Raw genomic sequence first — 23,795 nt, 5'->3', positions numbered from 1 at the left:
AGGCGAAGTGTATGAGCTTTTTACAAATACGTAACGTTTCTCACTGCTTTTTTGCAAAAAAAAATGCCAAACTAATTCTTGAAGATATGAGTTTGCAAGTGGAAGAAGGAGAATTTATTTCAATCCTTGGTCCGAGTGGTTGCGGAAAAACAACACTCCTTTCCATCATCGCAGGGCTACTTGATCCAATAGAAGGTATCGTATTTTTAGATGGTGAACCAATCACAACGAAAACTTCATCAATGGGCTATATGCTCCAGCAAGATTACTTGTTTCCTTGGAAAACAATTGAAGAAAATATTATGCTCGGGCTTCATGTTCGAAAGGTTTATGACGAATATACGAAAGAACACGCATTAAAACTTTTAAAACAAGTCGGCCTGCATGATATAGAGAGGCAATATCCTCGTGAACTATCCGGTGGTATGCGTCAACGTGCAGCACTCGTTCGAACGTTAGCGACCGATCCGAAAATATTATTGCTGGATGAACCATTTTCCGCCCTCGATTATCAAACAAAGTTGAAACTAGAGGATCTCGTCTTCACATTACTACGTAATTATAAGAAAACATCACTACTTGTGACACATGATATTGAAGAAGCAATCGCGATGAGTGATCGTATTTATTTACTTCAAGCGAACCCTGGAAAAATTGCAAAAACGTTCATCGTCCCAGAAAGTATTCGTTCCCTATCGCCGTTAGAAGCACGCCACCACCATGACTTCCCACTCCTCTTCCAAGAAATATGGAAGGAGTTGGAACGCCTTGGATAATATAAAACAACTACATGAACAGTTTCGAAAAAAAGAACGACAGCACGCATGGTTAGCACGTTCTTTACAACTTTTACTGCTCATCCTCTTTTTTGCACTATGGGAAATAGCTAGTAAAAAAGAGTGGATTGATCCTTTACTCTTTAGCTCTCCTTCGAGCATTTGGGATCTCTTCTTAACGAAATGGATTGACGGTTCACTTTGGATTCACATATGGACGACATTACTTGAAACCGGAGTAGGTTTTATTCTCGGAACTGTACTCGGAGCGATTATCGCTACTTTCCTTTGGTGGATACCACTTCTCGCTCGCGTGCTTGATCCTTATCTCGTCGTCCTAAATGCAATGCCAAAAGTTGCACTCGGTCCGATCATCATTGTTATTTTCGGTCCAAACATTTCATCTTCTATCGCAATGGGCGTGATCATTTCCATCATCATTACCATTCTCGTTATTTACAGCGCATTTCAAGAAGTAGATTCCAACTATATAAAGGTCATGGACACATTTGGCGCAAATAAATGGCAATGCTATAAGCACGTTATTCTCCCTTCATCCTTCCCAGCAATTATTTCAACACTAAAAGTGAACGTTGGATTATCATGGGTCGGTGTTATTTTCGGTGAGCTGCTCGTTTCTAAACAAGGGCTTGGCTATTTAATTAGCTATGGATTCCAAGTCTTTAACTTCACACTCGTCTTACTGAGTGTACTACTCACATGTGTTCTCGCAACACTTATGTATGTGTTTGTAGAGGCATGTGAAAAACTTCTAATTGGAAAACGAAAAAGAAGCTGACTTAGAACGATACGCTAGAGTCAGCTTCTTTCTTTTACCTTTTATCACACATCTTTGTTTCATTTGTAACGTTTCCATCCGCAACCGTAACTGTATGGAAACAATCTTTCACACGTACTGTAACGACATTATCTTTTCGATCTATCACATGATAATCATTAAACTTTTTATCCAATGCACTACGAATTTGCTCCCCTTCAAAAATCGGAAAACCGTGAGACATTACCCAAATGAGACCAGCAACAGCAAGAATCGTTTTCATACGTTTCATTACCTCCTCGAGAGTAAACTTATAGTCCCTACAACACGCGCATTATATTTGTGTCTAATTTGTGACGTTTTTATACTAATTCTATTTTAAAGCATCAGTTCCTTCTTCTTTTTGTAAAAAGACAGAATTTTCAATTTTATCAACATAAAAAAACGCAGAGAACTAAATGTCCTCGCGTTTTCGTTTAATCGTTCAAAAATATATGAACATATACCCCGTATTAATCCCCACTTTGTTGTTCTATCGTTTTCGAAACATCATATAACCCTGATAACACTTCTGCACGCATTTTTACAAGCTCTGGGAATTGATAGAAGAACGCAATTTTTTTATATTTTAATTCTGATCCTTCTTTCACCTTTTTTGAATCTTGTAATATGAACGCTGTAAATGTATCTGCAATATCCTCTGCTACATTTGTTGTTCCGTATTCAGATACAAACTCGTCCTGTTTCTCCTTGAAAAACTGCATTTGAGCTTCTTCACTTTCTTCCACTTGCTTTTCTGTCCACTCTTGCTCAATTGGTTTCCAGAAAGAATTATGGAATTGATTAATATAAGAACTCTCCTTCGCACACCCTTCTTGTAAGAAAAGAGACTTACATTTATTTTGATATGATGAAATATCTTTATCTTCTTCAAAATCCTTTAAGTATTGTTCATTCACTGGTATTTGTTTATGTCCGAGCGTCAATACGTGCGCGGTCTCATGAATTAATGTTTTCATCACTTCATCGATATTTACCGCAGAATCAAGCGTATCTAAACTAAGAGTCCACTCTTTCGGATACTCCATACTTGGCATAACATGAGCCACGATTCCATCGTATCCATCTGTTACCATGTCAAACTCTTTTATGTCAGTGCGATACTGAGCTGGAATAAGAGTACTGTACATCTCCCATAACGATTCATGGTACCCTCTATCTTGACGTTGTTGTAGTACCTCTTCTTTCGCTTCCTTATCTTCAGCGAATGCTTTATTTAAACGTTTCCGTTCTATTTTTTCAAAATAAGGATCTACAATTGCGTCTCCATCAATATAATAAGAAGCTAAAAAGAAATAACTTTCATCATCGTCTTTTTTCTGCTCTGCTTTTTTCATATCATTACTTGTAGTATGTTGTTCCGTTACATCCTCTTCTGGTACTTCAAGTTCTGAAAGTCCATCTATCTTTTTATATACTTTTTGGAGCGCTTTATCGCCTATTTCTGTACATTCTTCTGTCGTTTCACACACATCTTTCTTCTCTCTTTTCGAAGTTTGCTCCGACATATCACATCCAGCGACTAAACCAATTGAAATTATAAAACAAACTAATTTTCCATACAGTTCTTTCATTTGAACCTCCATCGTTACAGTCTACAAAAATATGATAATCATTTTTTAACAAGTATGCGATAATTATTTATAAAAACTTTGAGGAGGTTACATATGATTCGTGCGGTGCTATTTGATTTAGATGGGACACTATTAGATCGTCATCAATCTTTAGAGCAATTTATTTATGACCAATACAATCGCTTTTCCCTTCATTTTATGAACATTGAACAATCTGAATATTGTTCTCGTTTTCTTGAACTCGACAATAATGGCTACACGTGGAAGGATAAAGTATATGCTACTCTCCTTTCCGAATACGGCATTACCACTTTAACACAAGAGCAACTGCTACATGACTACACTACAAACTTTCAACATCACTGTATTCCTTTCTCAAACATGCATGAATTACTTCATCGACTAACTCAGCAAAATATAAAAATCGGTATTATTACAAACGGATTTACTGATTTTCAAATGAACAACCTTCGTGCCTTAAACATACATACGTATACAAATACACTTCTCATTTCAGAGGCTGAAGGAATTAAAAAACCACATCCTGAAATTTTCGAACGAGCTTTACAAAAGCTAAATGTGAAAGCAGAAGAATGTATTTACGTTGGAGATCATCCAGAGAACGATGTAATGGGCGCTGAACAAGTAGGAATTCTTGGCGTTTGGAAAAAAGATTCTTTTTGGGGTAATTTTGAACATTCACGTATGGTGGATGATTTACTGGAGGTTCTTTCGTTTTTAGAGGCAGAGATTAAAACAAGACAATAGTAAAAGGAGGCTTCATTTCCCGAACGCCTCCGATATAACGAAACCCTATTAAATGTAATGCTTCATGAATACAAAAAAAGAAACCGGCTACTTTACTTCGTAAAACAGCCGATTTCTTCTATATGTTTCATCGTGCGCGCCAGTACATCGTCGCGCATTATAAAGCTAAATTTTCTATCCGTTTTAATGTTATCAGGAATGTCTGTTAATAAAACAGATCCTTTCGTTTCTTCGTAATGCGTATGTGCTTCTACCGCACTAATTGTTGCAAAATAAATGTTTTTAATGATTATTTTGTCTTTTCCAGATACTTTGTATTGTCCTAAGTAAGTTAAATCAGAAACTATGCCGCCGGTTTCTTCATGAACTTCTCGAACCGCCGCTTCTTCCGGTGTTTCCCCTAGTTCTACCTTACCACCTGGAAATTCAAGACCGCGACGTAAATGATGCGTTAATAACCATTGATCCCCGTACCGGCATACAACCCAAACATGCTTTGGCTCAGGAGAAAATGGATAACGTTCAAACGATAATTGTACAGTATTGTGGTAATAATCTTTAAATTTGTACATGCCATTACTCCCCTATTGATGGTTACAAGTTTTTCCTACCACAAATTGTAGCATATTCTCGCTTTTCTGCATAATATTATCCAATTATAATCCATTGATTATTCCCATTTGCGCGACTAATTCTTTCGTCTCATGATTTCCTAAATCGTAAATCATTTTATATGCTTTTTGTAGTTGTTCATCGTATCGGTCATTATTTGAATTGTGATGATACTCAACAAACGGAACGTGGGAGCGTACAAATGAACCTAAATCCTCTACATATGCTTGATCGAAGTACTCCCTTAACTTTGTAATCTCCTCGTCATTTGCATAAATTTCAAAATTATACGTGTCTGCCGTCTTTACTTGTGAAATTTGACCATTTCCAACTGATATATAATATGTTTTTTTATTCTCCATGTAACACCCTTCTTTCATCCTTTTAATTTCTATTGTTTTCATCAATTACAAAATTATGTAAAATAAAGAAAAGGAGGGGTTTCATGTTCAAAATATTAATTATCGGTATTATAATCGTCCTAATCGTACTAGTACTCTCCGTCATGACGATTAATAAAGGGTATGCTTACAAACATTCCGTTGATAAACCAGAAGATAATCCTTATACAAAAAAGAATAAGGAGAATTCATAATACGCTTCGTGTACTTCGCATCATAATCGCACTCACTGTCATAATTATGTCGGCAATCGGGCTCTATACAGGTCAAAATAATTTTCTACCACTTTCACAATTTCTATTAGGAGCTTTAATGTTTCTCATTGCAATTGAACAAATAAAAAAGAAAGATTCAGGAACCGGATTTATTTGTATTATTGCTGGTGCTTTCATTTGGCTTGTTCTCATCATTACCTATATAAAATAAAAGGAGGGTCTTGATGTTAAAAGGAGTACGAATTACTTTTTCACTTATCGCTTTATCTATAGCAATTTATAGTTTTATCAGCGACAACAGAAATATTATGCCCTATATGTTCCTCCCTTTAGGATTGATGGCCTTCACTATAGGTATAGAAGAGATAAAGAAAAATAGAAATTCTAGTGGCACACTTGCTTTTCTCGCTGGTGCTGGTGCTTTATTTCTTAGTTTGTCAGAACTATTCCGGTAAATAATCTATTTAAAGGCGGTTATACAATGCTAACTGGATTACGGATTTTTTTAGCACTTCTCATGCTTCTCATACTCTTTCTGGGCACTTATTCTCTTATTACCGATAATTTGACACTTCTCCCATACGTACAATTTATTCTCAGTTGTTCCTTTATTCTTCTAGGAATGAATGAACTGAAATCCGGACGAAAATCAATGAGTATTCCGTTTTTTTTCGTTTCTATTCTTATGTTCTTCGTTCTCATATCAAACTACTTTCGCTACGTATAGAATGAAATTTTGGGCAATTTAGCATTTACAAGCACGTAATAAAATAAAGGATAATTTTGAAAAAAGGGGAGATTTGTATGCTAAAAACATTTCGCATTATATCTGCTCTTATCGTCATCTCTCTCGCTCTATATGGAACATTTACAAAACCTCTTGTTACAATGCCCTATATGCTTATCGCCTTATCAATTATGGCCTTTCTCATAAGCGCAGAAGAAAAACAGAAACAAAAGAAAGTAAATAGTACACTCTCCTTCTTTTCTGGCGTATTCACTTTGATCGTCGCTATTATAATTATTATCTCCAGGTAACTAACTCTTTCTATAAAAAAAGAAGAGCATGTTTGCTTTTAAACACAATAAAAAAACTGCCCTTTCACAGGCAGTTTTCCTTTTATCCAAACACTTTCTCAAGTTCATCTTTATCTTGGCTTAACCAGAAGTTCATTAAGCGTTTTGCTCCTTCTAAGTCATGAAGCTTCGCTTGGCCACATTGTGTTTCATTTGCAGCTGGAATTTCTGTAATTTGAACCGCATCTTTTAAAGTTAGTTCTAATAAATCAATGATTTCTCGAACTGTCGGTGTTCCGCTTACTACAAGATAGTATCCTGTTTGGCAGCCCATCGGTGAAATATCAATAATATCGAAATGCGGATAACGATCAATATATTTACGTAAATTAAATGCTAATAAATGTTCTAACGTATGAATAACATCTGGCTTCATTGCTTGTTTATTCGGTTGGCAAAAACGAATATCAAATTTATTTACAATACCGTCACTACCTACATTGTGAACTCCGCAATGTCTTACATAAGGCGCCTTTACAATCGTATGGTCTAATTCAAAGCTTTCTACTGATGGCATACAACATCTCTCCCGCTTTTAATTTAATTCCGTTATATCCAATATGATATAACGGAAATCGACATTAGTAAAGAATTATGTACGGTCGTGCTATAATACTTTAAGACTATGCTGAAAAGGAGACCATTATGAAACAGATTTTTATCGGTATTATACGCTTTTATCAAAAGTTCATTTCTCCGATGACACCACCAACTTGCCGCTTTTATCCAACTTGTTCTCATTACGGATTAGAAGCGTTTCAAAAACACGGTGCCCTCAAAGGATTTTGGCTTACTTGTAAGCGTATATTAAAATGTCACCCTTTCCACCCGGGAGGATTTGATCCTGTCCCAGATAAAAAGGATGACAAAGTAAATTCTTAATTGTCGTAACCATTCACAACTAAATCTAATTTTCCTGTGTCAGGGTTTATAACAAGACCGTGAACAGGTACCTCTTCCGGAAGTAACGGATGGTTGCGAAGTACTGATACGCTATGTTCTACACTTTCTTCTACACTAGAGAAGCCGCGCAGGAATTGTTCTAAATCGATTCCAGAGTAACGAAGTGTATCTAGTTTCTCCTCTGTTACACCGCGTTCTTTCATCTTCTCAATCGTACTGCTTGCTTGAATTTTTGCCATACCACAATCATGGTGACCAACTACACATACTTCTTCAGCACCAAGCTCATATACAGCAACTAAAATACTACGCATAATACTTCCGAATGGATGTGAAATAACAGCGCCTGCTACTTTAATAATTTTCACATCACCGTTACGCATGTTCATCGCTTTCGGTAATAGTTCAACAAGACGTGTATCCATACAAGAGATAATTACCATCTTCTTGTTTGGAAATTTCCCTGCTACAAACTCTTCGTATTTCTTCTCTTCAACAAACTTTTCATTGTATTGTAAAATCTCTTCTAATGACTTCATAGTAAAGAACCCTCTTTTCTCTCATTTACACTACATATATAGTGTACCAAAATATGAAAAACTCAAAAAGGATATTGTTTTATTATAAAATCAATATATTTTCAGATAACCGACATAATTCTTTCAAAATATACACACAGCTTTGTAACAAGTCTCACATACCTTACTCCTATTTTCACTATAAACTAATTGTAGATAATGTAAAAAGGAGTGAGTATTTATTATGTCCGACGTTCTGTTACTGAGTCGTTTTCAATTTGCAATTACTATTTTTTATCACTTTTTATTTGTACCTTTGACAATCGGACTTGTTATTTTAGTAGCATGTATGGAAACTCAATACGCCCGCACATTGAATCCAACATACCGCAAAATGGCAAATTTCTGGGGTAAATTATTTACAATTAACTTCGTTATGGGGATTATAACCGGGATTACGATGGAATTCCAATTTGGAACAAACTGGTCTGAGTACTCCAAATATATGGGAGATATTTTCGGATCACCTCTCGCAATCGAAGCACTTGTTGCCTTCTTCTTAGAATCTACCTTCATGGGGATATGGTTATTCGGTAAAGACAAAATTTCACCAAAGTTCCGTGCCTTCTGTATGTGGATGGTCGCACTTGGAACAAATATTTCTGCCCTTTGGATCATTACAGCGAACGGTTTCATGCAAAATCCTGTTGGCTACGTAGTACGTAACGGCCGCGCTGAATTAAATGATTTCTGGGCACTTGTTACAAATCCATATGCTTGGAATATGTTCTTCCATACTGTAATTGGTTGTTATATCGTTGGTGCTTTCTTCGTTATGGCAATTAGTGCCTATCACTTATTACGTAAAAATGAAGTGGAATTCTTCAAAAAATCATTTAAGTTTAGTTTAATGTTAGGCTTATTCGCAGCAACTGTTACACCATTTATGGGACATCAATCAGGGGTATCAGCAGCTAAATATCAACCAGCAAAAGGAGCTGCAATGGAAGCAGTTTGGGAAACTGGCAAAGGACAGGGCTTCTCAATCATTCAAATTCCTGATGTGAAAAATGAAAAGAACTTTGAATTCCTTACTATTCCAAAACTAGGAAGTTTCTTCTATACAAACTCATTTGATGGCGAAATTACTGGTTTAAAAGATATTCCAAAAGAAGATCGTCCAAACGTTAACCTCGTTTACTATAGCTTCCGCTTAATGGTTGCACTTGGTATGTTCTTTATGGCATTAACTTGGTTCGGTTTCTATTTAAACCGAAAAGGAAAACTAGAAAACTCAAAACGTTATTTAAAAATTACAATGTGGTCTGTCTTACTTCCATACATTGCGATTAATGCTGGCTGGATTGTCGCTGAAGTAGGTCGCCAACCATGGACAGTATATAAACTGATGCGTACAGCAGAGTCTGTATCACCTATATCCGTTCCACAAATTTGGTTCTCGTTAATTAGTTTAATCTTGTTCTACACTTTACTTTTAATCGCAGACGTATACTTAATGCTGAAGTTCGCGAAAAAAGGACCTGCTGCATTAGAAGAACCTGCTGAAGGAGGTGCGGCTCATGTCTCATGATACACTTGCAATCATCTGGTTCGGTTTATGGGGTGTGATTTGGACAGTTTACTTCATTCTTGACGGATATGCACTTGGTAACGGGATGATTTTCCCGTTCGTTGCGAAAGACCGACAAGAACGAAATCAATTACAAGAAGCAATTGGCCCGTTCTGGGGTGGTAATGAAGTATGGTTAATTACAGCGGGTGGCGCAACATTTGCTGCCTTCCCAATCACATATGCAAATATGTTTAGTTACCTATATACACCACTATTTTTAGTATTACTTGCACTATTCGCCCGTGCCGCTGGACTCGAATTTATGCATAAAGACGATTCACCAATTTGGCAAAAAACTTGTAAGTGGGCATTTACAATCGGTAGTTTCTTAATCGCCTTCTTATTCGGTGTTACATTCGCTAATCTATATTACGGACTAGAAATCGGAAAAAACGGTTATGAAGGAAACTTACTTAGCTTACTAAACCATTACGGTATTTTAGGCGGTCTTTTCTTCACTGCTATATTCGTCGTATCTGGTGCCCTTTGGGTTATGATTAAAACGACTGGTGAAGTATCTGATCGTGCTTATAAAATCGCACGACCATTTTCAATGGCAGCTGCTATCATTTTAGCTATCTTCTATGTAGCAACTGCAAACCGTACAAACTTATTCCAAAACTTCACGGAATATCCTGTACTATTCATTCTTCCAATACTCGCAATGTTAATGAGTGTACTCGCACTAATTATGGTGTACAAACATAAAATCGGCCTTGCATTCACATTCGTTTGCTTAACAATCGCAATGTTTATGACAACTGGCTTTGCAGGTATGTTCCCAAGAATGTTACCATCTCGTATTAACGATGCGTATAGTACAACGTTATACAACGCAGCAGGTAGTGAATTAAACCTAAAAATTATGTTCTTCGTTGCAATGGTCATGGTACCAATCGTTATCGGTTACCAACTTTGGAGCTACAGCATATTTAAAAATAAAATTCATAAAGACTCCGCTAAAGGATATCACTAAAATGAAAAAAGACACTTCGTTTTGAAGTGTCTTTTTTACGTATGATTTTCGATAAGATGTTATATTCCTAATCTAACAACTATAATACAGAAGACTCACTAACAGCTCTCATTTTGATTGTATCACGCAACATAACTATGAATGATATGCAATTTTGCATATCAAAATTATAACGTAGATTGAATTACTTGGTCATACACATCGCTATCACTTACATCTGCTGTACTAATACCACTAAATGTTCTTACATTAAATCCTGTATTCGATGATCCCGATCCATTATAAGCTTTCGTTTTTTCAATCGGCTGCACGTTATATTTATCACCTAAATTAATCGTCCCATTGCAGTTTTCAACAATAACACCTTCCACAACTGCCGGCATGTTGTCACCTACTTTCGTTTCGTTACTTTTATTTTATGAACATCGCCTACAAAAATAGCATGTGTAAATAAGAAAAAGCACTCAGGCTGAGTGCTTTTTTCAACCATTTTACTTTAAATATATCGCCTTGAATATATTTAAACATATGTATCCATATATTTAATTAAGAAAATTCAAAATCCTTTTTCTTTCATTTTCAATTATGAAATCATGTAATATAAAAGATATGTCAAATTCTTATACAAATTGAGGTGTACTATATTTATGTATTTCGGAATTATTCCTCTTATATTGTTTATTATTTTTCTTATCTCATATTTAAAAGATCCACGAAAAATAATAAACGGCTTTTTATTTAATGCCTTTTTCTGTTCATTTCTATTATTTTGCTTTATAGCCTCGTTTGCATCTGGTAATAACGCTTTACATTTTATCGTTATTATTCCCATGATAGCGCTAATTGTAATGATACCTTTTGCTATAGTCGCTTTAATGTTTGGACTATTTCTTAATGCGAGAATCTTGATGAGGCGTGAAGGAAGACGCTTCACAAATTCTTTAACTTTAATTGCTGCTTTAGGGATTTTATTCTTTATGTTACTCCCTATTATAAATCCAGCAAGTTTGTTCTCAGCGCATTTTCAATTTATTTTCGCTGCGATTTCTCTTATAACTATGTATTTCTTTGTACATTTATCTAACTTCTTAAGCGCATATTTTTTATACCAATTCAATAGACCGAGACGTAATCAAGATTTCATCATCGTTCTTGGCAGTGGCTTAATTAATGACAAAGTACCCCCTTTACTGGCAAGTCGCATTAATAAAGCTATCGACTTTTATTGGAAACAAGCTGCTGTAAATACACCACCAACGATCATTTTCTCTGGCGGGCAAGGGCCAGATGAAGGTCTTCCAGAAGCGGAAGCAATGCAAAATTACGCGATTGAAAAAGGAATTCCAATTGAACATACAGTGCAGGAAAATCGCTCTGTCAACACATATCAAAATATGTCGTTCTCCAAAGAAATTATGGATTCTTTAAAACCAGAAGGTAAGTATAGAAGTATTTTTACAACGAATAATTTCCATCTTTTCCGCGCTGGCATATATGCAAAACAAGCTGGTCTTAATAGCCAAGGAATCGGATCAAAAACAGCCTTTTATTATTGGCCTAATGCAATGATTCGCGAATATGTCGCAATCGTCGTTATGGGACGTAAGCGCCATATGAAAGTATGCGGAACGATTTTAGGCTTCGCTTTATTCCTAACAGTCATTAGTTTTTTATTTTCTTAACAACAGCCCATCCTCTTTAAGGATGGGTTTTCTTATACTCATTTCAAAAATATTTTAAAGACAATACGGTGATAATATTCCCTACATACATCCATTAAAGGAGAATTTTTTCAAATATAATGTTAAAATAAAATTTAAGTGTGAATGATGTAACACATAAGAAACTAGTTTGAAACGAGGAAAGTACATGGAAAAAACTATCAAAAACAAGCCCAATAAGCTAAAATTCGCTTCAAAATCTTTGATGATTATTATTGGGGCACTTATCACAGCGTACGGATTAGAAGCGGTATTAATTCCAAATAACGTATCCGACGGTGGTGTGACTGGTTTAAGTATCGTTAGTTCAAGATTATTTGGATTGCCATTAGGGGCTCTAATCGCAGTTATTAACATTCCTTTCGTTTGGTTAGGATATAAGCAAATCGGTAGAAGCTTTGCAATTTATTCCATTATCGGGATTGCTTCATTAGCAATAGGTACCGTTGTCATGCACGGAGTACCAACTATTATTGAAGGCGATACATTATTAGTTACAGTTGTTGGTGGTATTATTATCGGTTTTGGTATGGGACTAGCATTACGTAACGGCGGAGCATTAGATGGAATCGATATGCTAGCTGTATTGCTTTCTCGCAAATTACCTTTCGGAACGAGTGACCTTATTTTATTCTTAAACATGTTCGTATTTATTTTCGTATCAACAGTATTCGGTCTTCAAGGCGCTATCCTTTCGGCAATTGCTTACTTTATTGCTTCGAAAGTGATTCATATCGTTGAAGTTGGTTTAAGTGGTTCGAAAACATTTAAAATCATCACAAAAGAGCCTGAATTAATGGTAGAAACCATTCGCGATCGTTTAGGCCGAAGTGCAACATACAATGAAGTTTATGGCGGTTATTCAAGAGAGCAATTTAAAGAAATTTCTTGTGTAATTAACCGTCTAGAAGAAAGTAAAATGAAAGATCTTATTAATGAAATTGATCCCAATGCCTTTATTACAGTTTATGACGTAGCAGAAGTAAAAGGTGGTAATTTCAAGAAACGTGATATTCATTAATCATTATGAAAAACGAGGCTGTGCCAACATGTTGGCACAGCCTCTTCTTAGTTATTGTCAGTTTTTGTCCGTAAATCGATATTCCTTGTCGAATCGTTGATATATTTTGAGTTACGATAGATATAATTGAAAAATCGTTGATATATCGTAAGTTATGATAGATATACTCAAAAAATCGTTGATATCATCTTAATCACCCCATCTTCCCCCGCTTTTAATCCATGCGACATATTTTTGAAAGGCGGGCACTTCATGTTGAAAGCGAAGCGGAATATATAGAAAGAGAGTACATGTACATAATATCCATAGAATACCTACTACAAAGTGAAATTTCATCGTTGTACTAATAAACAAACTCAAGAATAATACGAGGAACATAATCAAACTAAATCTTTTATACATAGTCATCACAATCTCCTCCTTATGCCTTAATTGTACCAACTACAAGGAATTAATTTCCATAAAAAAAGACCGAAAAGTAAATTCCACTTCTCGGTCTCAATACTATCTTCTCTTCGTAACTTTCCCTGAACCACCAACCCTTGTTTTCGGGGGAGATGTATTCTTTGGCGGCGTTTTAATAGATGATTTCGGCTTCACATCTAATCCGCTTGAACCACCTGGTGTTTTTGTAATTTTCCCTTTGCTTCCAGTAGAAGGCGGAGGCGTGTTACTTCCTTTTTTCGTAATACTTCCTGTATCTCCTACAGAAGATTTCGAATCTACATTATCGCCTCGCTTAATGATAGACCCTTTCCCTTCCTTCGTAATTGGAGGTGGGTTTTTCTTTTCTTCTTTCGTAGGCGGTCTTTCTGGAGTAACGGGTTTATGGTTTTGTCTGTCATTATATCCGCGATAATCACCAGATGATGATTTTTTCGAACCGAATATATCGTTTAATATACTCCCCATAATATATCCTTGTAGGAATGACGGTTGGTAATTTTGACGGACAAATTCTTCATTACTTACTTCAATTAACGTATCAGATGGTTTCTCTTTATCCTTTTGAAGGTTATACATTTTATCCGAATAAACGAGAAACATTTGATTTTCGTCTTCTTTAGATGCTTGCTTCGGTTTCCTTTCGGCTATAAGTTCCTTCGCGACTTCAGGAACTGACCGATTGGCGGCCCTATACACGTAAGATTCTTGTTTACCTTCCTTTGAGACAGATTCAAGTGGATAACGATCTTGAATCGACTTTGTCTGCCCGCCTTGACAACCTGATAAGGCATAACCAGCAACAACAAGTAATGTAACGATAGCAAGTATAGGGATCACAAACGATTTAATCATGGTAAACAATCGGTTTGACATGATTACGCCCCCTTACGTTGCTCTTATAATTTGTACATCAGCAGGAATGATTGCTTCTCCCTCATACATCATTGTGCGGCCATTTTGCCATTCAATACGTAATAATTTGCGATTATCGGATTGGAATTCCCATACGTACTGTTCCTCTGAAGCAGAAAATGGTGTTTTCCCCATCACAACAACACGGCCATTATATTGCTCTTCCATATGGTACTCGATATCATCCATTTCAATTGTCGTTGGAATTTCCTCAATTGAATCTAAACGACCGTCAATTGGTGTATATAATTTATAATACGTATTTTCACGATCTTCAATTTTTAAATAACGAATATCTTTCCCGTCCTGCAACGTTAAAACAATTTCCTTGCGAGAATGCATACTCGTTTTCCCAGTTAACTCATACATGACTAACGAAACTTCAATCATATCGCCAGGAGCTAACGTTAAAAGACTCTTTTCTGGTTTCGGCGGCTCTGGACTTTTCATTATATTTTTAATACGTTTAAATAAACTCATGATCTACCCCTCCTTTTCTCTTTATAAACAAGCACCTAAAATAAGTGCCCCAACGATATGTAATGATCCGGCTAACATCGCGTGTGCAACGCTACCTTCTTTCGTACCTTCTTCTAAATCAAGACCAGACATTTTCTTTAATACGAATTCGATAAACATTTCCACAACTAATAAAATAACGAAAGAAACTGCTGAAGCAAGAAGTGCTTGCCATAAGTCATTTGCCTTCGTTATCGATTGAGATAAAATGTACCCTTGCGCGAATAATTTCATCACGAAACGAGTAGCTACAGCGGTATTCCCATTTTTTATTTCTTTTAAATCATTGTATTTTGTAAAAATCGAATCAACCCACATAATTGCAAATAAAAGTGCTGCACTCGCTCCAGTCCATACAAGCATGGCTACTACATTCATCCACGTCATTACAAAACCTCCTCTAAAAAAGTAATAGAAAACCGACATGAATTCTCTTCAGACATGTCGGTTTCTTTGTCTATTCTATATTATTTCTCGTACTGCTTCATAATACGAGCTAATTCATCGTCAACAGCAGAATTTTTGTTTAAGCTTGCGAATTCATCATCTAATGATTTTTCTTTCTTATAAACTTCACCGCTTGCTTCTGCTTCAGCCTCTAATTGAAGAGCTTTCTCTTCCATACGGCTTAAACCAGCTTTTGCTGAATTTGAATCAAATCCAGACATCGCCTGATTAATATTCTTTTGAGCTTTCGCTGCATTTACACGTGCTACAAGTGTTTCACGTTTATTTTTCAGCTCTGTTAATTGCTTGCGCATTTCCTCTAGCTTCGCACGAAGATTATCAGCAGCAGCTTTGTTTTGCTCATAGCTTGCTTTATACTCATTCATCTTTTGCTCTGCATTTTGTTTTTCTTCTAGTGCACGGCGCGCAAGATCAAGATTGCTTGCTTGAACAGCCATATGAGCTTGCTCTTCACGTTTTTTCACAAGTGCTTCTTGCTCTTCGAATAATAATTTGAATTTTTTCTCAAGTGCGATTTGAGCTGCTACACTTTTCTCAGCTTCTTGTACATCCGCTTGCATATCTCGTAAATATTGATCCGTCATCTTAACTGGATCCTCAGCTTTTTCAATTAATGAATACACATTCGACATTGTTAAATCTCTTAATCGCTTAAATACAGACATCCAAATTCCTCCTATGATATACCTCATATTTCAAATTCACTACTGGGAAAAATCAAAATTCTCCCTTTACAGTAAGAATATTCATTTTTATAACCTATGTGTTCATTATAACAAAACTAAGATGTCCTTACATGTTATTTCCAAAATACCTCCAATATAATATGACATTCTAGATACAATATTGTATTCCTAATATATCCTCATTATTTCTCTGTGAAATTAACTTACTTTAGTGAAAGCTAACTCGATAGTTACGTTTCCGTATTTCTTATACACTAATTCCAGAAGCAACAAACAAGCTTCTCAACTTGTAAAAATTAAAAAGTAAAACAAAAAAGCTTTGCGAAATTCGCAAAGCTTTTTTTTATTTATGAGCAATTTGCTCCATATCCGGACTACAAGTTTGTGACTGACATGATTTATTTAAAGAACATGCTGCGCATTTTCCTTTTTTACTTCTCTTTACAAAATTCACTAGCGTATATGTTGCATAACCAAAAATGATAGCTCCAATTATAATATTGACCATCACCTTAATACATCTCCTTCTAGAATCCGAGTAAGGACCCAACTTGGTATATAATAAACGTTAATACATAAGCAACAACTAATGGATAAACGACAGAGAAAATTGTCCATTTCACCGATCCTGTTTCGCGTCTAATAACAGCTACTGTCGCTAAGCACGGAACATATAATAAAACAAAGAACATAAATGCGTACGCTGATAAAGCAGTATAATGTGCCCCCATTACATTTCCTAGCACATCTTCTTTAACCGCATAAATAATCGCCATCGTTGAAACGACAACTTCTTTTGCCAAAAATCCTGTTAAAAGGGATGCCCCAGCTTGCCACGTTCCAAAGCCGAGCGGTGCGAATAGTGGCGCGATAAAACCACCAATCATCGCTAAGAAACTGTCTCCCATATCAACACCAAATCCTGATGGACCTGCATAGTTTAATAACCAAATGACAACAGAACCACCGAAGATGAATGTACCTGCTTTACGAACAAATCCTTTACCTTTCTCCCACGTGCTCAGCCATAACGTTTTCGCTTGCGGCACACGGTAAGGAGGTAATTCAATTACGAAAATAGATTTTTCCGCTTTTAAAATAGTAAGAGACATAATTTTTGTAACGAGTAATGCAAGAACAATACCTGCAACATATAAAGAAAACACAACAGTCGCCTGACTATGAGGGAAGAACACTCCCGCAAATAATGCATATACAGGTAAACGTGCTGAACAAGACATAAACGGTGTTACAAGGATTGTAAGTAAACGCTCTTTTTCCTGTTCAATCGTTCTCGCTGCCATAATACCTGGCACATTACATCCAAAACCAATAATCATTGGAATGAATGCTTTCCCGTTCAAGCCAAAGTACTCCATAATACGGTCCATAACAACTGCAATGCGCGCCATATATCCTGAGTCTTCTAATAATGAAATGAAAAAGAATAGTGCAAAGATTTGTGGCACGAATACTAATACTGCACCAACACCGGCAATAATACCTTCTGTAACGAGCGCTTGAATAAAATCAGAAGCTCCAACAGTTGTGAGTCCAGCTGTTACCCAATCTGTAAGCTGCCCACCAAAAAAACCATCTAACATATCAGATAACGGTGTCCCAATCCACGTAAACGTAACCTGAAAAATAAAAAACATAACTGCTAAAAAGATTGGAAGTCCTAAAATTTTATGTGTAATTAACCTATCAATTTTTTCCGAAAAAGGAATTTTCCCTTCTTTCTCATGCTTCATAACATTTGTTTTTAACTTTTCAATATACGCTTCACGAGTCTTGTAAATATGCTCCTCCAACGTACAATCAAGTTTTCCTTCTAAGCGAGATCGAACGGCTACAAGTTCCTTATAAATTGGCAGTGCTTTCATTTCTTTTTCTACTACTTCGTTATTGCTTAGAAATTGAAGGGCTAACCATCTTGGATGCTCATAATTTGCTGTCTCTAAAAGAGAAATTACCTCGCCGATCCCCTCATCCATTTGTACACCATATGAAATAATGAATGGCTTTTTCTCTTTTTGTTTCTCTTCATGAAGAGTAGTAAGTAATTCTTCACAGCCTTTTCCGGTTCTTGCGATGACAGGGACGACTGTTACACCTAATATTTCTGATAATCGTTTTACATCAATAACAATTCCTCTTTGCTTTGCCACATCAACCATATTTAAACCAATTGAAACTGGCTTACCAAATTCAAGTAATTGCAACGTTAAATGCATATTTCGCTCAAATTGCGAAGAATCCACTATATTTAACATATGATGAAATTCGTCTGTTAGTAGAAAGTTTGTAACGACACCTTCATCACGTGAAACTGGATTTAAATCATAAACGCCTGGTAAATCAATTAATGTTCCTTGCTTATCTTTTAATTTACCAACCTTTTTTTCTACTGTTACACCGCTCCAGTTTCCTACATACTCATAAGAACCAGTAAGTGCATTAAATAATGATGTTTTCCCTGTATTCGGATTTCCTAGCAAAGCAACCTTATTCACGCTAATTCCACCTTTATCATTTTCGCGTCACAATGACGAATACTAATTAACTGTCCGCGACACTCCAATGTACAAGGACCTTTAAACATCGCTTTCTGTTTTATGCGAAGCTCGCTTCCTTCCGCAAGGCCGAAAGCAGCTAGTCTTCTCTTTAATAAATGATCTAACGACTGAATACTTTTTACTAACACTTTCTCACCAATTTTAATATCTACTAAGCTCATAACCTTCCCCCTCAGAAGAGAATGATAATTATTTTCAAACAATTATATCATACTCTATTTCACTTGGACTATATCTTTTTGCTTCATATTTATTAACATTTCAATACAATTATATTTCACTTATTGTCATACAAGCTTCATTTGCCATTCTCATCCATTTCGCTTACAATAAACAATAGCAAATAAAGAATCTCGTTATCACAGGGGGAGCCTTACCGCTGAGAGGGAACATTTTCGTTCCGACCCTTTGAACCTGTTAGTTAATGCTAACGCAGGGATTGTGCAAACGTCCGAAATACATACCTCTTTTTTATTTACGTATTTCGTATCCTCCTATGATAATGTTCTTTTTTGTGCAACTTGGATTTAGGGGGAGACAACATGCGTAACACCAATTTACAAGCGATGATCGAATCTGCTATTCTTGCAGCCTTCGCCATGATTATCGACATTTTACCATTATCACTTAAACTTCCAACAGGTGGTTCCATTTCATTTGCAATGATTCCTATTTTTATTATCGCATACCGCTGGGGCTTCAAAATGGCTTTCTTAGGAGGCTTAATTTGGGGACTATTACAAATTGTTGTAGGTGATGCTTACATTTTAACACCTATTCAAGCATTCATTGAGTACTTCATTGCCTTTGCCTTTATCGGATTTGCTGGACTCTTTTATAAGCAAATTCAGCAGAGCTTAATTAACGGTGAAAGAAAGAAAACAATTTCCTATATTATCCTTGCTACATTTATCGGTAGTCTAGCTCGCTACTTCTGTCACTTTATCGCCGGTATTATTTTCTGGGGGCAATATGCACCGAAAGGTCAATCAGCTGTGCTATATTCATTAATTGTAAACGGCAGTACTATGATCGGTTCTTTCATACTATGTACTGTATTACTAATTCTTTTATTTACAACTTCACCACGCTTATTCAAAAGCATCGGTGCTTATCAACTAAATTCAAACAAAAAGAGCGCTTAATTAGCGCTCTTTTTTCATATCGTAATATCAATTAAAAATACAATAAATGCACAAAAGAAAATAAATACGATCACACCTAGTAAATTGCTATTCACGGCTAATCTACTCCTTACATAACCTCATTTTCTATTCAAAGTATACTGTTTAAAAATAAAGATTAGGTAAAGATAATATGAAATTAAATTAAAAAAGCGTAACATATATTGTCTACGCTTTTTTCGGTAAATAAAAATAAAATAATACACCATCTTCTGTATTCTTTACCCCATATTCAGCATCGTGCAATTCTAAAATATTCTTTGAAATTGCAAGCCCAAGCCCCGTTCCACCTTGCGAACGCTGACGAGCTGCATCCACACGGTAAAAACGATTCCAAATCTTATCTAATTGCTCTTCTTCGATGTGAGTACCTTTATTTTCAATACACACTTTTATACGATCCTCTTGCTCTATTGTAGAAATAATAATGTCCTCTTTATTTGGTGTATATCGTATTGCATTCGTAATAAAGTTCACGATGACTTGTTCAATCCGATTTTGATTTGCAATCACTTCAAATGAACGTATATTTTTATGAACACGCAGTTCTTTTTTCTCTATTTCCACAGAAAGATGTTCACATATATCTTCAATTACTGTATCAATATAAAATGAATCCTTTTTCATTTTATATGTACCTGACTCAAATTTAGCTAACTCAAGCATATCCAAAATTAACATATCCATTTTGTCTACTTCTCGTTCCATCGCTTGAAAATAGTACTCTTTTTTATGTTCAGCTACCCCATCTTTTAAAATAGAAATACAGCTTTTCATAATACTTAGCGGTGTTTTTAATTCATGTGAAACACCAGAAATAAATTCTTTCCGCGTCTTTTCTAGCTTTCTTTCCTTTTCAATATCTTGTTCCAGCTGTCCAATATGCGAATGGAGTTTATTCGATAGCACATTAATATTTTTCGATAAATCCCCAATTTCATCTTTTGAAGTAATCGGTATTTTTTCTGTGAAATCTAGATGAGCTATTTTTTTCGTTGTATCATTTATTTTTAATAACGGTTTGGCAATTTGTTTTGAGTAATAGAACGAAGCTAGGAAAATGAGAATGACTACAAATGCAATGATGTAGATGTAATAATCTTGCACCATTTGTACAGCTTCATCGACTGGTTGCAAAGATGCCATTGCATATATATGTCACTGATCCGTCTTTTTCTTTTATCGGTTTCATTAATAATTTATATTTTATATCATTTTTTTCATAATCCATTGTTTGTGTTGAATATTGTATTTTATTACTCTCTTTTAGTAATAAATCCGTTTGAAATTCCTTTATACTATCCAAAAATAAAGTGTTTTTATAAATTGGATTTACGAGGCCTTTTACATCAGGAAACTGTACTTTCGTAACACGCCCTCCTATATAAATACCTGATTCTTGGGCAGCTTGTTCCTGAACGACCGGCTTCTTTTCCTTAGTAACTTGCTCCTCAGCTGCTTTCTTTTTCTCCTCATTTAATTTACTCATTTTCTCATTAAATGCTTTTTCTAACGGTTTATTAGATCCGCTTAAATTCTGCTTAACTAACGAGAAAGAGAATGGAATAAAACTATCTTCTTTTTTCACTCCAGAAAAATAAATTTCTTGTCCTAAAAACTGATCTACTGCTTTATTATCAATCTCCTCTATATTGATGAGGTTGTATAAGGGCATCTTGAATATTTGTTGTCCAAAGCTCTTCTGTTGCCTACGGTCTATCGTTATCTCAAAATAAAAATCCTCTGCATATTTTAAATTCCCATTCTGATCTAATGTCGTAATCCACGTATTATTTTCCCTTAAAAAATCTTGCTCCAAGTTCTGAATTTCTTCTGCATTTCCTGTATAATTTAAATAATTCTTCTCAAAGGCATTTAAATTCACTTTAATATCTTCTACTTTTCGATTCGCATAATATTGCTTGAAAAATATCGTTTGTCCAATAAATATCGTCGCTAAAATGAGCATGCATAATGCTGTTGTAAGAGTAAATAATTTGAGTACAATTCCTTTCCTCATACATTCCCCTCAAATTTATAACCTGTCCGTACTACAGTTGTAATGTACTTTGCTTTCTCTCCTAATTTATTTCGTAAATTACGAATATGGCTATTAACCGTTCGATCATCACCAACAAATTCATATCCCCAAATTCTTGAAATGAGTTGCTCCCGTGTTAAAACAATCCCTTGATTTTTCATGAAATACGCTAATATTTCAAATTCTGTATGTGTTAAATTAATGTCTGCCTTATCTACTGTAACGGTGCGTGACGGAAAATGGACGTGAATACCGTGAATTGATAGCGTATCATCTTCATTCTCTAAAAGTTGCTTTGTTACTTTTCTACTTTCTAACAATCGTTTCGCTCTTGCTAATAAAATTGGCGGACTATACGGCTTCGTTACATAATCATCTGCTCCAAGTTCAAAACCAAGGAGCGTATCATCCTCATCAACACGTGCCGTCAGCATAATAATCGGAACCCCGGACGTCTTACGAATTCTTCGGCAAACAGACCATCCATCGAGTTCCGGTAACATAATATCTAGAATAACTAAATCAACCTCTTCTTCTTCAAATAAAACTAAAGCTTCTTTCCCATCTCTTGCTTCAAACACTACATATTGTTCATTCAAAAAATAATCTTTTAATATTTCACGCAAAATATCTTCATCTTCAACAATTAAAATGTTTTTTGACATAATTTATGTATCCCCTCCCGCTTTCAGGAACTATAATTTTATTTTGAATGACTAGCAGTTAATTTCGCCTCGATAATATATCTATCTGGTGCATCCCCTATATAATCAAATGGATAGCAAGTCGTCAGTGTTAATATTGGTTCTTCTTTTTTTATAATAACAGTACGATCATCCGCATAGGTAATCCATATTTTTTGAATTTCATATGTGTAAGTTTTATTATCATACTCTAAAATAAGGGTATCCTTTTCTTTTAACTCTCCTAAATCTGTAAATACAGTATCTCGATGCCCACTCAGTACAGTATGTCCCCCGCCAGATGGCGTTGTCGTTACATCACTAACGAACATACCCACTCCTTTTTTCAAAGTGGCGTCATTCGCTCCCCAATATATAGAAAACTTCTTCTTTATTTTCGGTATATTTAACATCGCTACCTTTTCTCCTTCTTTATGTTGTGTTTGAGAAGAAGGTACTTGGGAAGTTACAGGTTTTTCATGAGAAAGTTGATTATGTTGTATGTTTTTAAGGCTCTTTATTTCTTCTTTCGTTAATTCTTGAGCAGAGCTTTTTCCTTTATACCATTCCACAGCGTAATAGGATCCCATGAATAGCCCTATAGCCATCAATATGATACCGATATAATTGCGTAACTTCATGTTTCATCCCTCCATGCAAAAAATGGTAGGAATAACCTACCATTTTTAATATATGAAATTATCCCATTCTTTATAGGACAATATTTTATCCCGCATTAACTTTATTGCGACGATTCAAACCAAATAATGTACCTATTGCTACAAGACAGGCACTTAGTCCCATCATTGCTACATTATTTGATGCTGTGTTTGGTAATTTTTCACCTTGTACAACTGGCTTCGCTACTTCTTTTTTGACTGCATCATTTTTTTGTTGCACTTGTGCTGCTTCTTTTTTCGCTACTTCATTCTTTTGTTGCTCTTTTATCGCTGCTTCTTTTTTAGCCATATCACTTTTTTCTTGTACTTGCGCCGCTTGCTTTTTCTCTGCATCATTTTTTTGCTGTGCCTTAATTGCTTCTTCCTTTTTAGCTACATCTGACTGCACTTGCGCTGCTTCTTCCTTTGTTAGTGTTCCAGTAGAAGCACTCGCTACTGAAGAATAACCTACTGTTAAAAGTGCCATTGCACAAATTGGTAATAGTTTCTTTTTCATTTTATTTCTCTCCTCTTATACGTTTTACATCACGTCGCATCGGATGTATCACTAGAATAAACAACAG

General features: G+C 35.5%; 31 protein-coding genes, 1 pseudogene and 1 riboswitch. Of the genes and pseudogenes, 13 read left to right on the top strand and 19 right to left on the bottom strand.

What is annotated here, in order from left to right; all coding sequences use genetic code 11:
- The first annotated feature begins 11 nt into the window (after positions 1-11).
- Both MR065_RS02600 and MR065_RS02595 read left to right on the top strand, forming a co-directional pair.
- The gene (locus MR065_RS02600; protein ID WP_097904706.1) at positions 12-776 is read left to right on the top strand and encodes an ABC transporter ATP-binding protein; all 765 of its coding nucleotides are present in this window, start codon (positions 12-14) and stop codon (positions 774-776) included.
- The gene (locus MR065_RS02595) at positions 769-1,575 is read left to right on the top strand and encodes an ABC transporter permease (protein ID WP_242212362.1); all 807 of its coding nucleotides are present in this window, start codon (positions 769-771) and stop codon (positions 1,573-1,575) included. Before MR065_RS02600 ends, MR065_RS02595 begins: the two co-directional genes overlap by 8 nt.
- Positions 1,576-1,609: 34 nt before the next feature.
- On the opposite strand, the gene MR065_RS02590 is transcribed toward MR065_RS02595, so the two are convergent.
- On the bottom strand, positions 1,610-1,837 hold the full coding sequence (locus MR065_RS02590) for a hypothetical protein (protein ID WP_242212361.1): 228 nt from the start codon (positions 1,835-1,837) through the stop codon (positions 1,610-1,612).
- A gap of 229 nt (positions 1,838-2,066) precedes the next feature.
- Positions 2,067-3,188 carry a recombinase family protein gene (locus tag MR065_RS02585; RefSeq protein ID WP_242212358.1) on the bottom strand — a complete coding sequence of 374 codons (1,122 nt, stop codon included), beginning with the start codon at positions 3,186-3,188 and terminating at the stop codon, positions 2,067-2,069.
- A gap of 93 nt (positions 3,189-3,281) precedes the next feature.
- Here MR065_RS02585 and MR065_RS02580 point away from each other — a divergent pair, with 93 nt between their 5' ends.
- Entirely contained in the window at positions 3,282-3,956 is a 675-nt protein-coding gene (locus tag MR065_RS02580) for an HAD family hydrolase (protein ID WP_242212357.1), read from the top strand.
- A 92-nt stretch (positions 3,957-4,048) separates the two neighbouring features.
- Here MR065_RS02580 and mutTA read toward each other — a convergent pair whose 3' ends face one another.
- Positions 4,049-4,528: an antimutator 8-oxo-(dGTP/GTP)ase gene (mutTA, locus tag MR065_RS02575; protein ID WP_000276383.1), complete on the bottom strand. Its 480-nt coding sequence runs from the start codon at positions 4,526-4,528 to the stop codon at positions 4,049-4,051.
- Positions 4,529-4,612: 84 nt separating this feature from the next.
- Positions 4,613-4,930, bottom strand: coding sequence for a hydrolase (locus tag MR065_RS02570; protein WP_097904712.1), 318 nt, complete (start codon positions 4,928-4,930; stop codon positions 4,613-4,615).
- Positions 4,931-5,013: 83 nt separating this feature from the next.
- Here MR065_RS02570 and ytzI point away from each other — a divergent pair, with 83 nt between their 5' ends.
- The 4 genes from ytzI (at position 5,014) to MR065_RS02550 (ending at position 6,222) form a co-directional block, all read left to right on the top strand.
- Positions 5,014-5,163 (top strand): YtzI protein, encoded by a 150-nt coding sequence (ytzI, locus tag MR065_RS02565; protein ID WP_242212356.1) that lies wholly within the window; start codon positions 5,014-5,016, stop codon positions 5,161-5,163.
- A gap of 46 nt (positions 5,164-5,209) precedes the next feature.
- A complete protein-coding gene (locus MR065_RS02560) occupies positions 5,210-5,395 on the top strand; it encodes a YczI family protein (protein WP_242212354.1) in 186 nt (61 codons plus the stop codon).
- A gap of 13 nt (positions 5,396-5,408) precedes the next feature.
- Positions 5,409-5,639 (top strand): YczI family protein, encoded by a 231-nt coding sequence (locus MR065_RS02555; RefSeq protein ID WP_242212353.1) that lies wholly within the window; start codon positions 5,409-5,411, stop codon positions 5,637-5,639.
- Between the two features lie 349 nt (positions 5,640-5,988).
- Positions 5,989-6,222, top strand: coding sequence for a DUF3953 domain-containing protein (locus tag MR065_RS02550; RefSeq protein ID WP_242212351.1), 234 nt, complete (start codon positions 5,989-5,991; stop codon positions 6,220-6,222).
- Between the two features lie 82 nt (positions 6,223-6,304).
- Here MR065_RS02550 and luxS read toward each other — a convergent pair whose 3' ends face one another.
- Positions 6,305-6,778, bottom strand: coding sequence for an S-ribosylhomocysteine lyase LuxS (gene luxS / locus MR065_RS02545; protein ID WP_001141369.1), 474 nt, complete (start codon positions 6,776-6,778; stop codon positions 6,305-6,307).
- A 128-nt stretch (positions 6,779-6,906) separates the two neighbouring features.
- Here luxS and yidD point away from each other — a divergent pair, with 128 nt between their 5' ends.
- Positions 6,907-7,143: a membrane protein insertion efficiency factor YidD gene (gene yidD / locus MR065_RS02540; RefSeq protein ID WP_000809334.1), complete on the top strand. Its 237-nt coding sequence runs from the start codon at positions 6,907-6,909 to the stop codon at positions 7,141-7,143.
- Here the strand turns inward: yidD and MR065_RS02535 are convergent.
- Positions 7,140-7,703: a beta-class carbonic anhydrase gene (locus MR065_RS02535; RefSeq protein ID WP_000838165.1), complete on the bottom strand. Its 564-nt coding sequence runs from the start codon at positions 7,701-7,703 to the stop codon at positions 7,140-7,142. The genes yidD and MR065_RS02535 overlap by 4 nt on opposite strands.
- A 223-nt stretch (positions 7,704-7,926) precedes the next feature.
- On the opposite strand from MR065_RS02535, the gene cydA reads away from it, so the two are divergent.
- A complete protein-coding gene (cydA, locus tag MR065_RS02530) occupies positions 7,927-9,273 on the top strand; it encodes a cytochrome ubiquinol oxidase subunit I (protein ID WP_242212350.1) in 1,347 nt (448 codons plus the stop codon).
- A complete protein-coding gene (cydB, locus tag MR065_RS02525) occupies positions 9,263-10,291 on the top strand; it encodes a cytochrome d ubiquinol oxidase subunit II (RefSeq protein ID WP_098269426.1) in 1,029 nt (342 codons plus the stop codon). Before cydA ends, cydB begins: the two co-directional genes overlap by 11 nt.
- Positions 10,292-10,458: 167 nt before the next feature.
- On the opposite strand, the gene MR065_RS02520 is transcribed toward cydB, so the two are convergent.
- A complete protein-coding gene (locus MR065_RS02520; protein WP_242212349.1) occupies positions 10,459-10,674 on the bottom strand; it encodes a spore germination protein in 216 nt (71 codons plus the stop codon).
- Positions 10,675-10,938: 264 nt separating this feature from the next.
- Here MR065_RS02520 and MR065_RS02515 point away from each other — a divergent pair, with 264 nt between their 5' ends.
- Positions 10,939-11,973, top strand: a complete 1,035-nt coding sequence (locus MR065_RS02515) for a YdcF family protein (protein ID WP_242212348.1) — start codon at positions 10,939-10,941, stop codon at positions 11,971-11,973.
- A 187-nt stretch (positions 11,974-12,160) separates the two neighbouring features.
- Positions 12,161-13,033, top strand: coding sequence for a YitT family protein (locus MR065_RS02510; protein WP_242212347.1), 873 nt, complete (start codon positions 12,161-12,163; stop codon positions 13,031-13,033).
- Between the two features lie 189 nt (positions 13,034-13,222).
- Here MR065_RS02510 and MR065_RS02505 read toward each other — a convergent pair whose 3' ends face one another.
- The 8 genes from MR065_RS02505 to MR065_RS02470 all read right to left on the bottom strand — a co-directional run bounded on the left by MR065_RS02505 (position 13,223) and on the right by MR065_RS02470 (position 18,805).
- Positions 13,223-13,441, bottom strand: a complete 219-nt coding sequence (locus tag MR065_RS02505; protein ID WP_098989568.1) for a hypothetical protein — start codon at positions 13,439-13,441, stop codon at positions 13,223-13,225.
- 96 nt (positions 13,442-13,537) lie between these two features.
- Positions 13,538-14,353 (bottom strand): DUF4247 domain-containing protein, encoded by an 816-nt coding sequence (locus MR065_RS02500; RefSeq protein WP_242212346.1) that lies wholly within the window; start codon positions 14,351-14,353, stop codon positions 13,538-13,540.
- 12 nt (positions 14,354-14,365) lie between these two features.
- The gene (locus MR065_RS02495; protein WP_000051754.1) at positions 14,366-14,872 is read right to left on the bottom strand and encodes a DUF4178 domain-containing protein; all 507 of its coding nucleotides are present in this window, start codon (positions 14,870-14,872) and stop codon (positions 14,366-14,368) included.
- Positions 14,873-14,893: 21 nt separating this feature from the next.
- Complete coding sequence (locus tag MR065_RS02490; protein ID WP_097904726.1) at positions 14,894-15,298, bottom strand: DUF350 domain-containing protein; 405 nt, start codon at positions 15,296-15,298, stop codon at positions 14,894-14,896.
- A gap of 80 nt (positions 15,299-15,378) precedes the next feature.
- Positions 15,379-16,044: a PspA/IM30 family protein gene (locus MR065_RS02485; protein WP_071710946.1), complete on the bottom strand. Its 666-nt coding sequence runs from the start codon at positions 16,042-16,044 to the stop codon at positions 15,379-15,381.
- 364 nt (positions 16,045-16,408) lie between these two features.
- Positions 16,409-16,576, bottom strand: coding sequence for a FeoB-associated Cys-rich membrane protein (locus tag MR065_RS02480; protein ID WP_046956111.1), 168 nt, complete (start codon positions 16,574-16,576; stop codon positions 16,409-16,411).
- Positions 16,577-16,592: 16 nt separating this feature from the next.
- Positions 16,593-18,581, bottom strand: coding sequence for a ferrous iron transport protein B (gene feoB / locus MR065_RS02475; RefSeq protein ID WP_242212345.1), 1,989 nt, complete (start codon positions 18,579-18,581; stop codon positions 16,593-16,595).
- Entirely contained in the window at positions 18,578-18,805 is a 228-nt protein-coding gene (locus MR065_RS02470) for a FeoA family protein (RefSeq protein ID WP_097904728.1), read from the bottom strand. Before MR065_RS02470 ends, feoB begins: the two co-directional genes overlap by 4 nt.
- Before the next feature lie 193 nt (positions 18,806-18,998).
- Positions 18,999-19,101: riboswitch (TPP riboswitch) on the top strand.
- Positions 19,102-19,165: 64 nt separating this feature from the next.
- Between MR065_RS02470 and thiT the strand changes: the two genes are divergently transcribed.
- Positions 19,166-19,789 carry an energy-coupled thiamine transporter ThiT gene (gene thiT, locus MR065_RS02465; protein ID WP_242212567.1) on the top strand — a complete coding sequence of 208 codons (624 nt, stop codon included), beginning with the start codon at positions 19,166-19,168 and terminating at the stop codon, positions 19,787-19,789.
- Between the two features lie 207 nt (positions 19,790-19,996).
- Here the strand turns inward: thiT and MR065_RS02460 are convergent.
- The 4 genes and pseudogenes from MR065_RS02460 to MR065_RS02445 form a co-directional block, all read right to left on the bottom strand.
- Positions 19,997-21,848 (bottom strand): annotated as a pseudogene (locus MR065_RS02460) (sensor histidine kinase).
- Positions 21,845-22,534 (bottom strand): response regulator transcription factor, encoded by a 690-nt coding sequence (locus MR065_RS02455; protein WP_242212344.1) that lies wholly within the window; start codon positions 22,532-22,534, stop codon positions 21,845-21,847. Before MR065_RS02455 ends, MR065_RS02460 begins: the two are co-directional and overlap by 4 nt.
- A 38-nt stretch (positions 22,535-22,572) precedes the next feature.
- Positions 22,573-23,193 (bottom strand): class D sortase, encoded by a 621-nt coding sequence (locus MR065_RS02450; protein WP_242212343.1) that lies wholly within the window; start codon positions 23,191-23,193, stop codon positions 22,573-22,575.
- Between the two features lie 85 nt (positions 23,194-23,278).
- A complete protein-coding gene (locus tag MR065_RS02445; protein WP_242212342.1) occupies positions 23,279-23,728 on the bottom strand; it encodes an LPXTG cell wall anchor domain-containing protein in 450 nt (149 codons plus the stop codon).
- Positions 23,729-23,795: the final 67 nt, after the last annotated feature.

Origin of the sequence: Bacillus cereus group sp. BfR-BA-01383, from assembly GCF_022663495.1 — a bacterium.
Classification (GTDB): Bacteria; Bacillota; Bacilli; order Bacillales; family Bacillaceae_G; genus Bacillus_A; species Bacillus_A cereus_AU.
The sequence above is the reverse complement of the archived record's forward strand: the minus strand, read 5'-3'. Positions and strand labels throughout refer to the sequence as shown.

Coding starts and splice junctions, on each gene's coding strand:
- MR065_RS02600 (WP_097904706.1), top strand. CDS start 12: ATGAGCTTTTTACAAATACGTAACGTTTCTCACTGCTTTTTTGCAAAA.
- MR065_RS02590 (WP_242212361.1), bottom strand. CDS start 1,837: ATGAAAACGATTCTTGCTGTTGCTGGTCTCATTTGGGTAATGTCTCAC.
- MR065_RS02585 (WP_242212358.1), bottom strand. CDS start 3,188: ATGAAAGAACTGTATGGAAAATTAGTTTGTTTTATAATTTCAATTGGT.
- MR065_RS02580 (WP_242212357.1), top strand. CDS start 3,282: ATGATTCGTGCGGTGCTATTTGATTTAGATGGGACACTATTAGATCGT.
- mutTA (WP_000276383.1), bottom strand. CDS start 4,528: ATGTACAAATTTAAAGATTATTACCACAATACTGTACAATTATCGTTT.
- MR065_RS02570 (WP_097904712.1), bottom strand. CDS start 4,930: ATGGAGAATAAAAAAACATATTATATATCAGTTGGAAATGGTCAAATT.
- ytzI (WP_242212356.1), top strand. CDS start 5,014: ATGTTCAAAATATTAATTATCGGTATTATAATCGTCCTAATCGTACTA.
- MR065_RS02560 (WP_242212354.1), top strand. CDS start 5,210: ATGTCGGCAATCGGGCTCTATACAGGTCAAAATAATTTTCTACCACTT.
- MR065_RS02555 (WP_242212353.1), top strand. CDS start 5,409: ATGTTAAAAGGAGTACGAATTACTTTTTCACTTATCGCTTTATCTATA.
- MR065_RS02550 (WP_242212351.1), top strand. CDS start 5,989: ATGCTAAAAACATTTCGCATTATATCTGCTCTTATCGTCATCTCTCTC.
- luxS (WP_001141369.1), bottom strand. CDS start 6,778: ATGCCATCAGTAGAAAGCTTTGAATTAGACCATACGATTGTAAAGGCG.
- yidD (WP_000809334.1), top strand. CDS start 6,907: ATGAAACAGATTTTTATCGGTATTATACGCTTTTATCAAAAGTTCATT.
- MR065_RS02535 (WP_000838165.1), bottom strand. CDS start 7,703: ATGAAGTCATTAGAAGAGATTTTACAATACAATGAAAAGTTTGTTGAA.
- cydA (WP_242212350.1), top strand. CDS start 7,927: ATGTCCGACGTTCTGTTACTGAGTCGTTTTCAATTTGCAATTACTATT.
- cydB (WP_098269426.1), top strand. CDS start 9,263: ATGTCTCATGATACACTTGCAATCATCTGGTTCGGTTTATGGGGTGTG.
- MR065_RS02520 (WP_242212349.1), bottom strand. CDS start 10,674: ATGCCGGCAGTTGTGGAAGGTGTTATTGTTGAAAACTGCAATGGGACG.
- MR065_RS02515 (WP_242212348.1), top strand. CDS start 10,939: ATGTATTTCGGAATTATTCCTCTTATATTGTTTATTATTTTTCTTATC.
- MR065_RS02510 (WP_242212347.1), top strand. CDS start 12,161: ATGGAAAAAACTATCAAAAACAAGCCCAATAAGCTAAAATTCGCTTCA.
- MR065_RS02505 (WP_098989568.1), bottom strand. CDS start 13,441: ATGACTATGTATAAAAGATTTAGTTTGATTATGTTCCTCGTATTATTC.
- MR065_RS02500 (WP_242212346.1), bottom strand. CDS start 14,353: ATGTCAAACCGATTGTTTACCATGATTAAATCGTTTGTGATCCCTATA.
- MR065_RS02495 (WP_000051754.1), bottom strand. CDS start 14,872: ATGAGTTTATTTAAACGTATTAAAAATATAATGAAAAGTCCAGAGCCG.
- MR065_RS02490 (WP_097904726.1), bottom strand. CDS start 15,298: ATGACGTGGATGAATGTAGTAGCCATGCTTGTATGGACTGGAGCGAGT.
- MR065_RS02485 (WP_071710946.1), bottom strand. CDS start 16,044: ATGTCTGTATTTAAGCGATTAAGAGATTTAACAATGTCGAATGTGTAT.
- MR065_RS02470 (WP_097904728.1), bottom strand. CDS start 18,805: ATGAGCTTAGTAGATATTAAAATTGGTGAGAAAGTGTTAGTAAAAAGT.
- MR065_RS02455 (WP_242212344.1), bottom strand. CDS start 22,534: ATGTCAAAAAACATTTTAATTGTTGAAGATGAAGATATTTTGCGTGAA.
- MR065_RS02450 (WP_242212343.1), bottom strand. CDS start 23,193: ATGAAGTTACGCAATTATATCGGTATCATATTGATGGCTATAGGGCTA.
- MR065_RS02445 (WP_242212342.1), bottom strand. CDS start 23,728: ATGAAAAAGAAACTATTACCAATTTGTGCAATGGCACTTTTAACAGTA.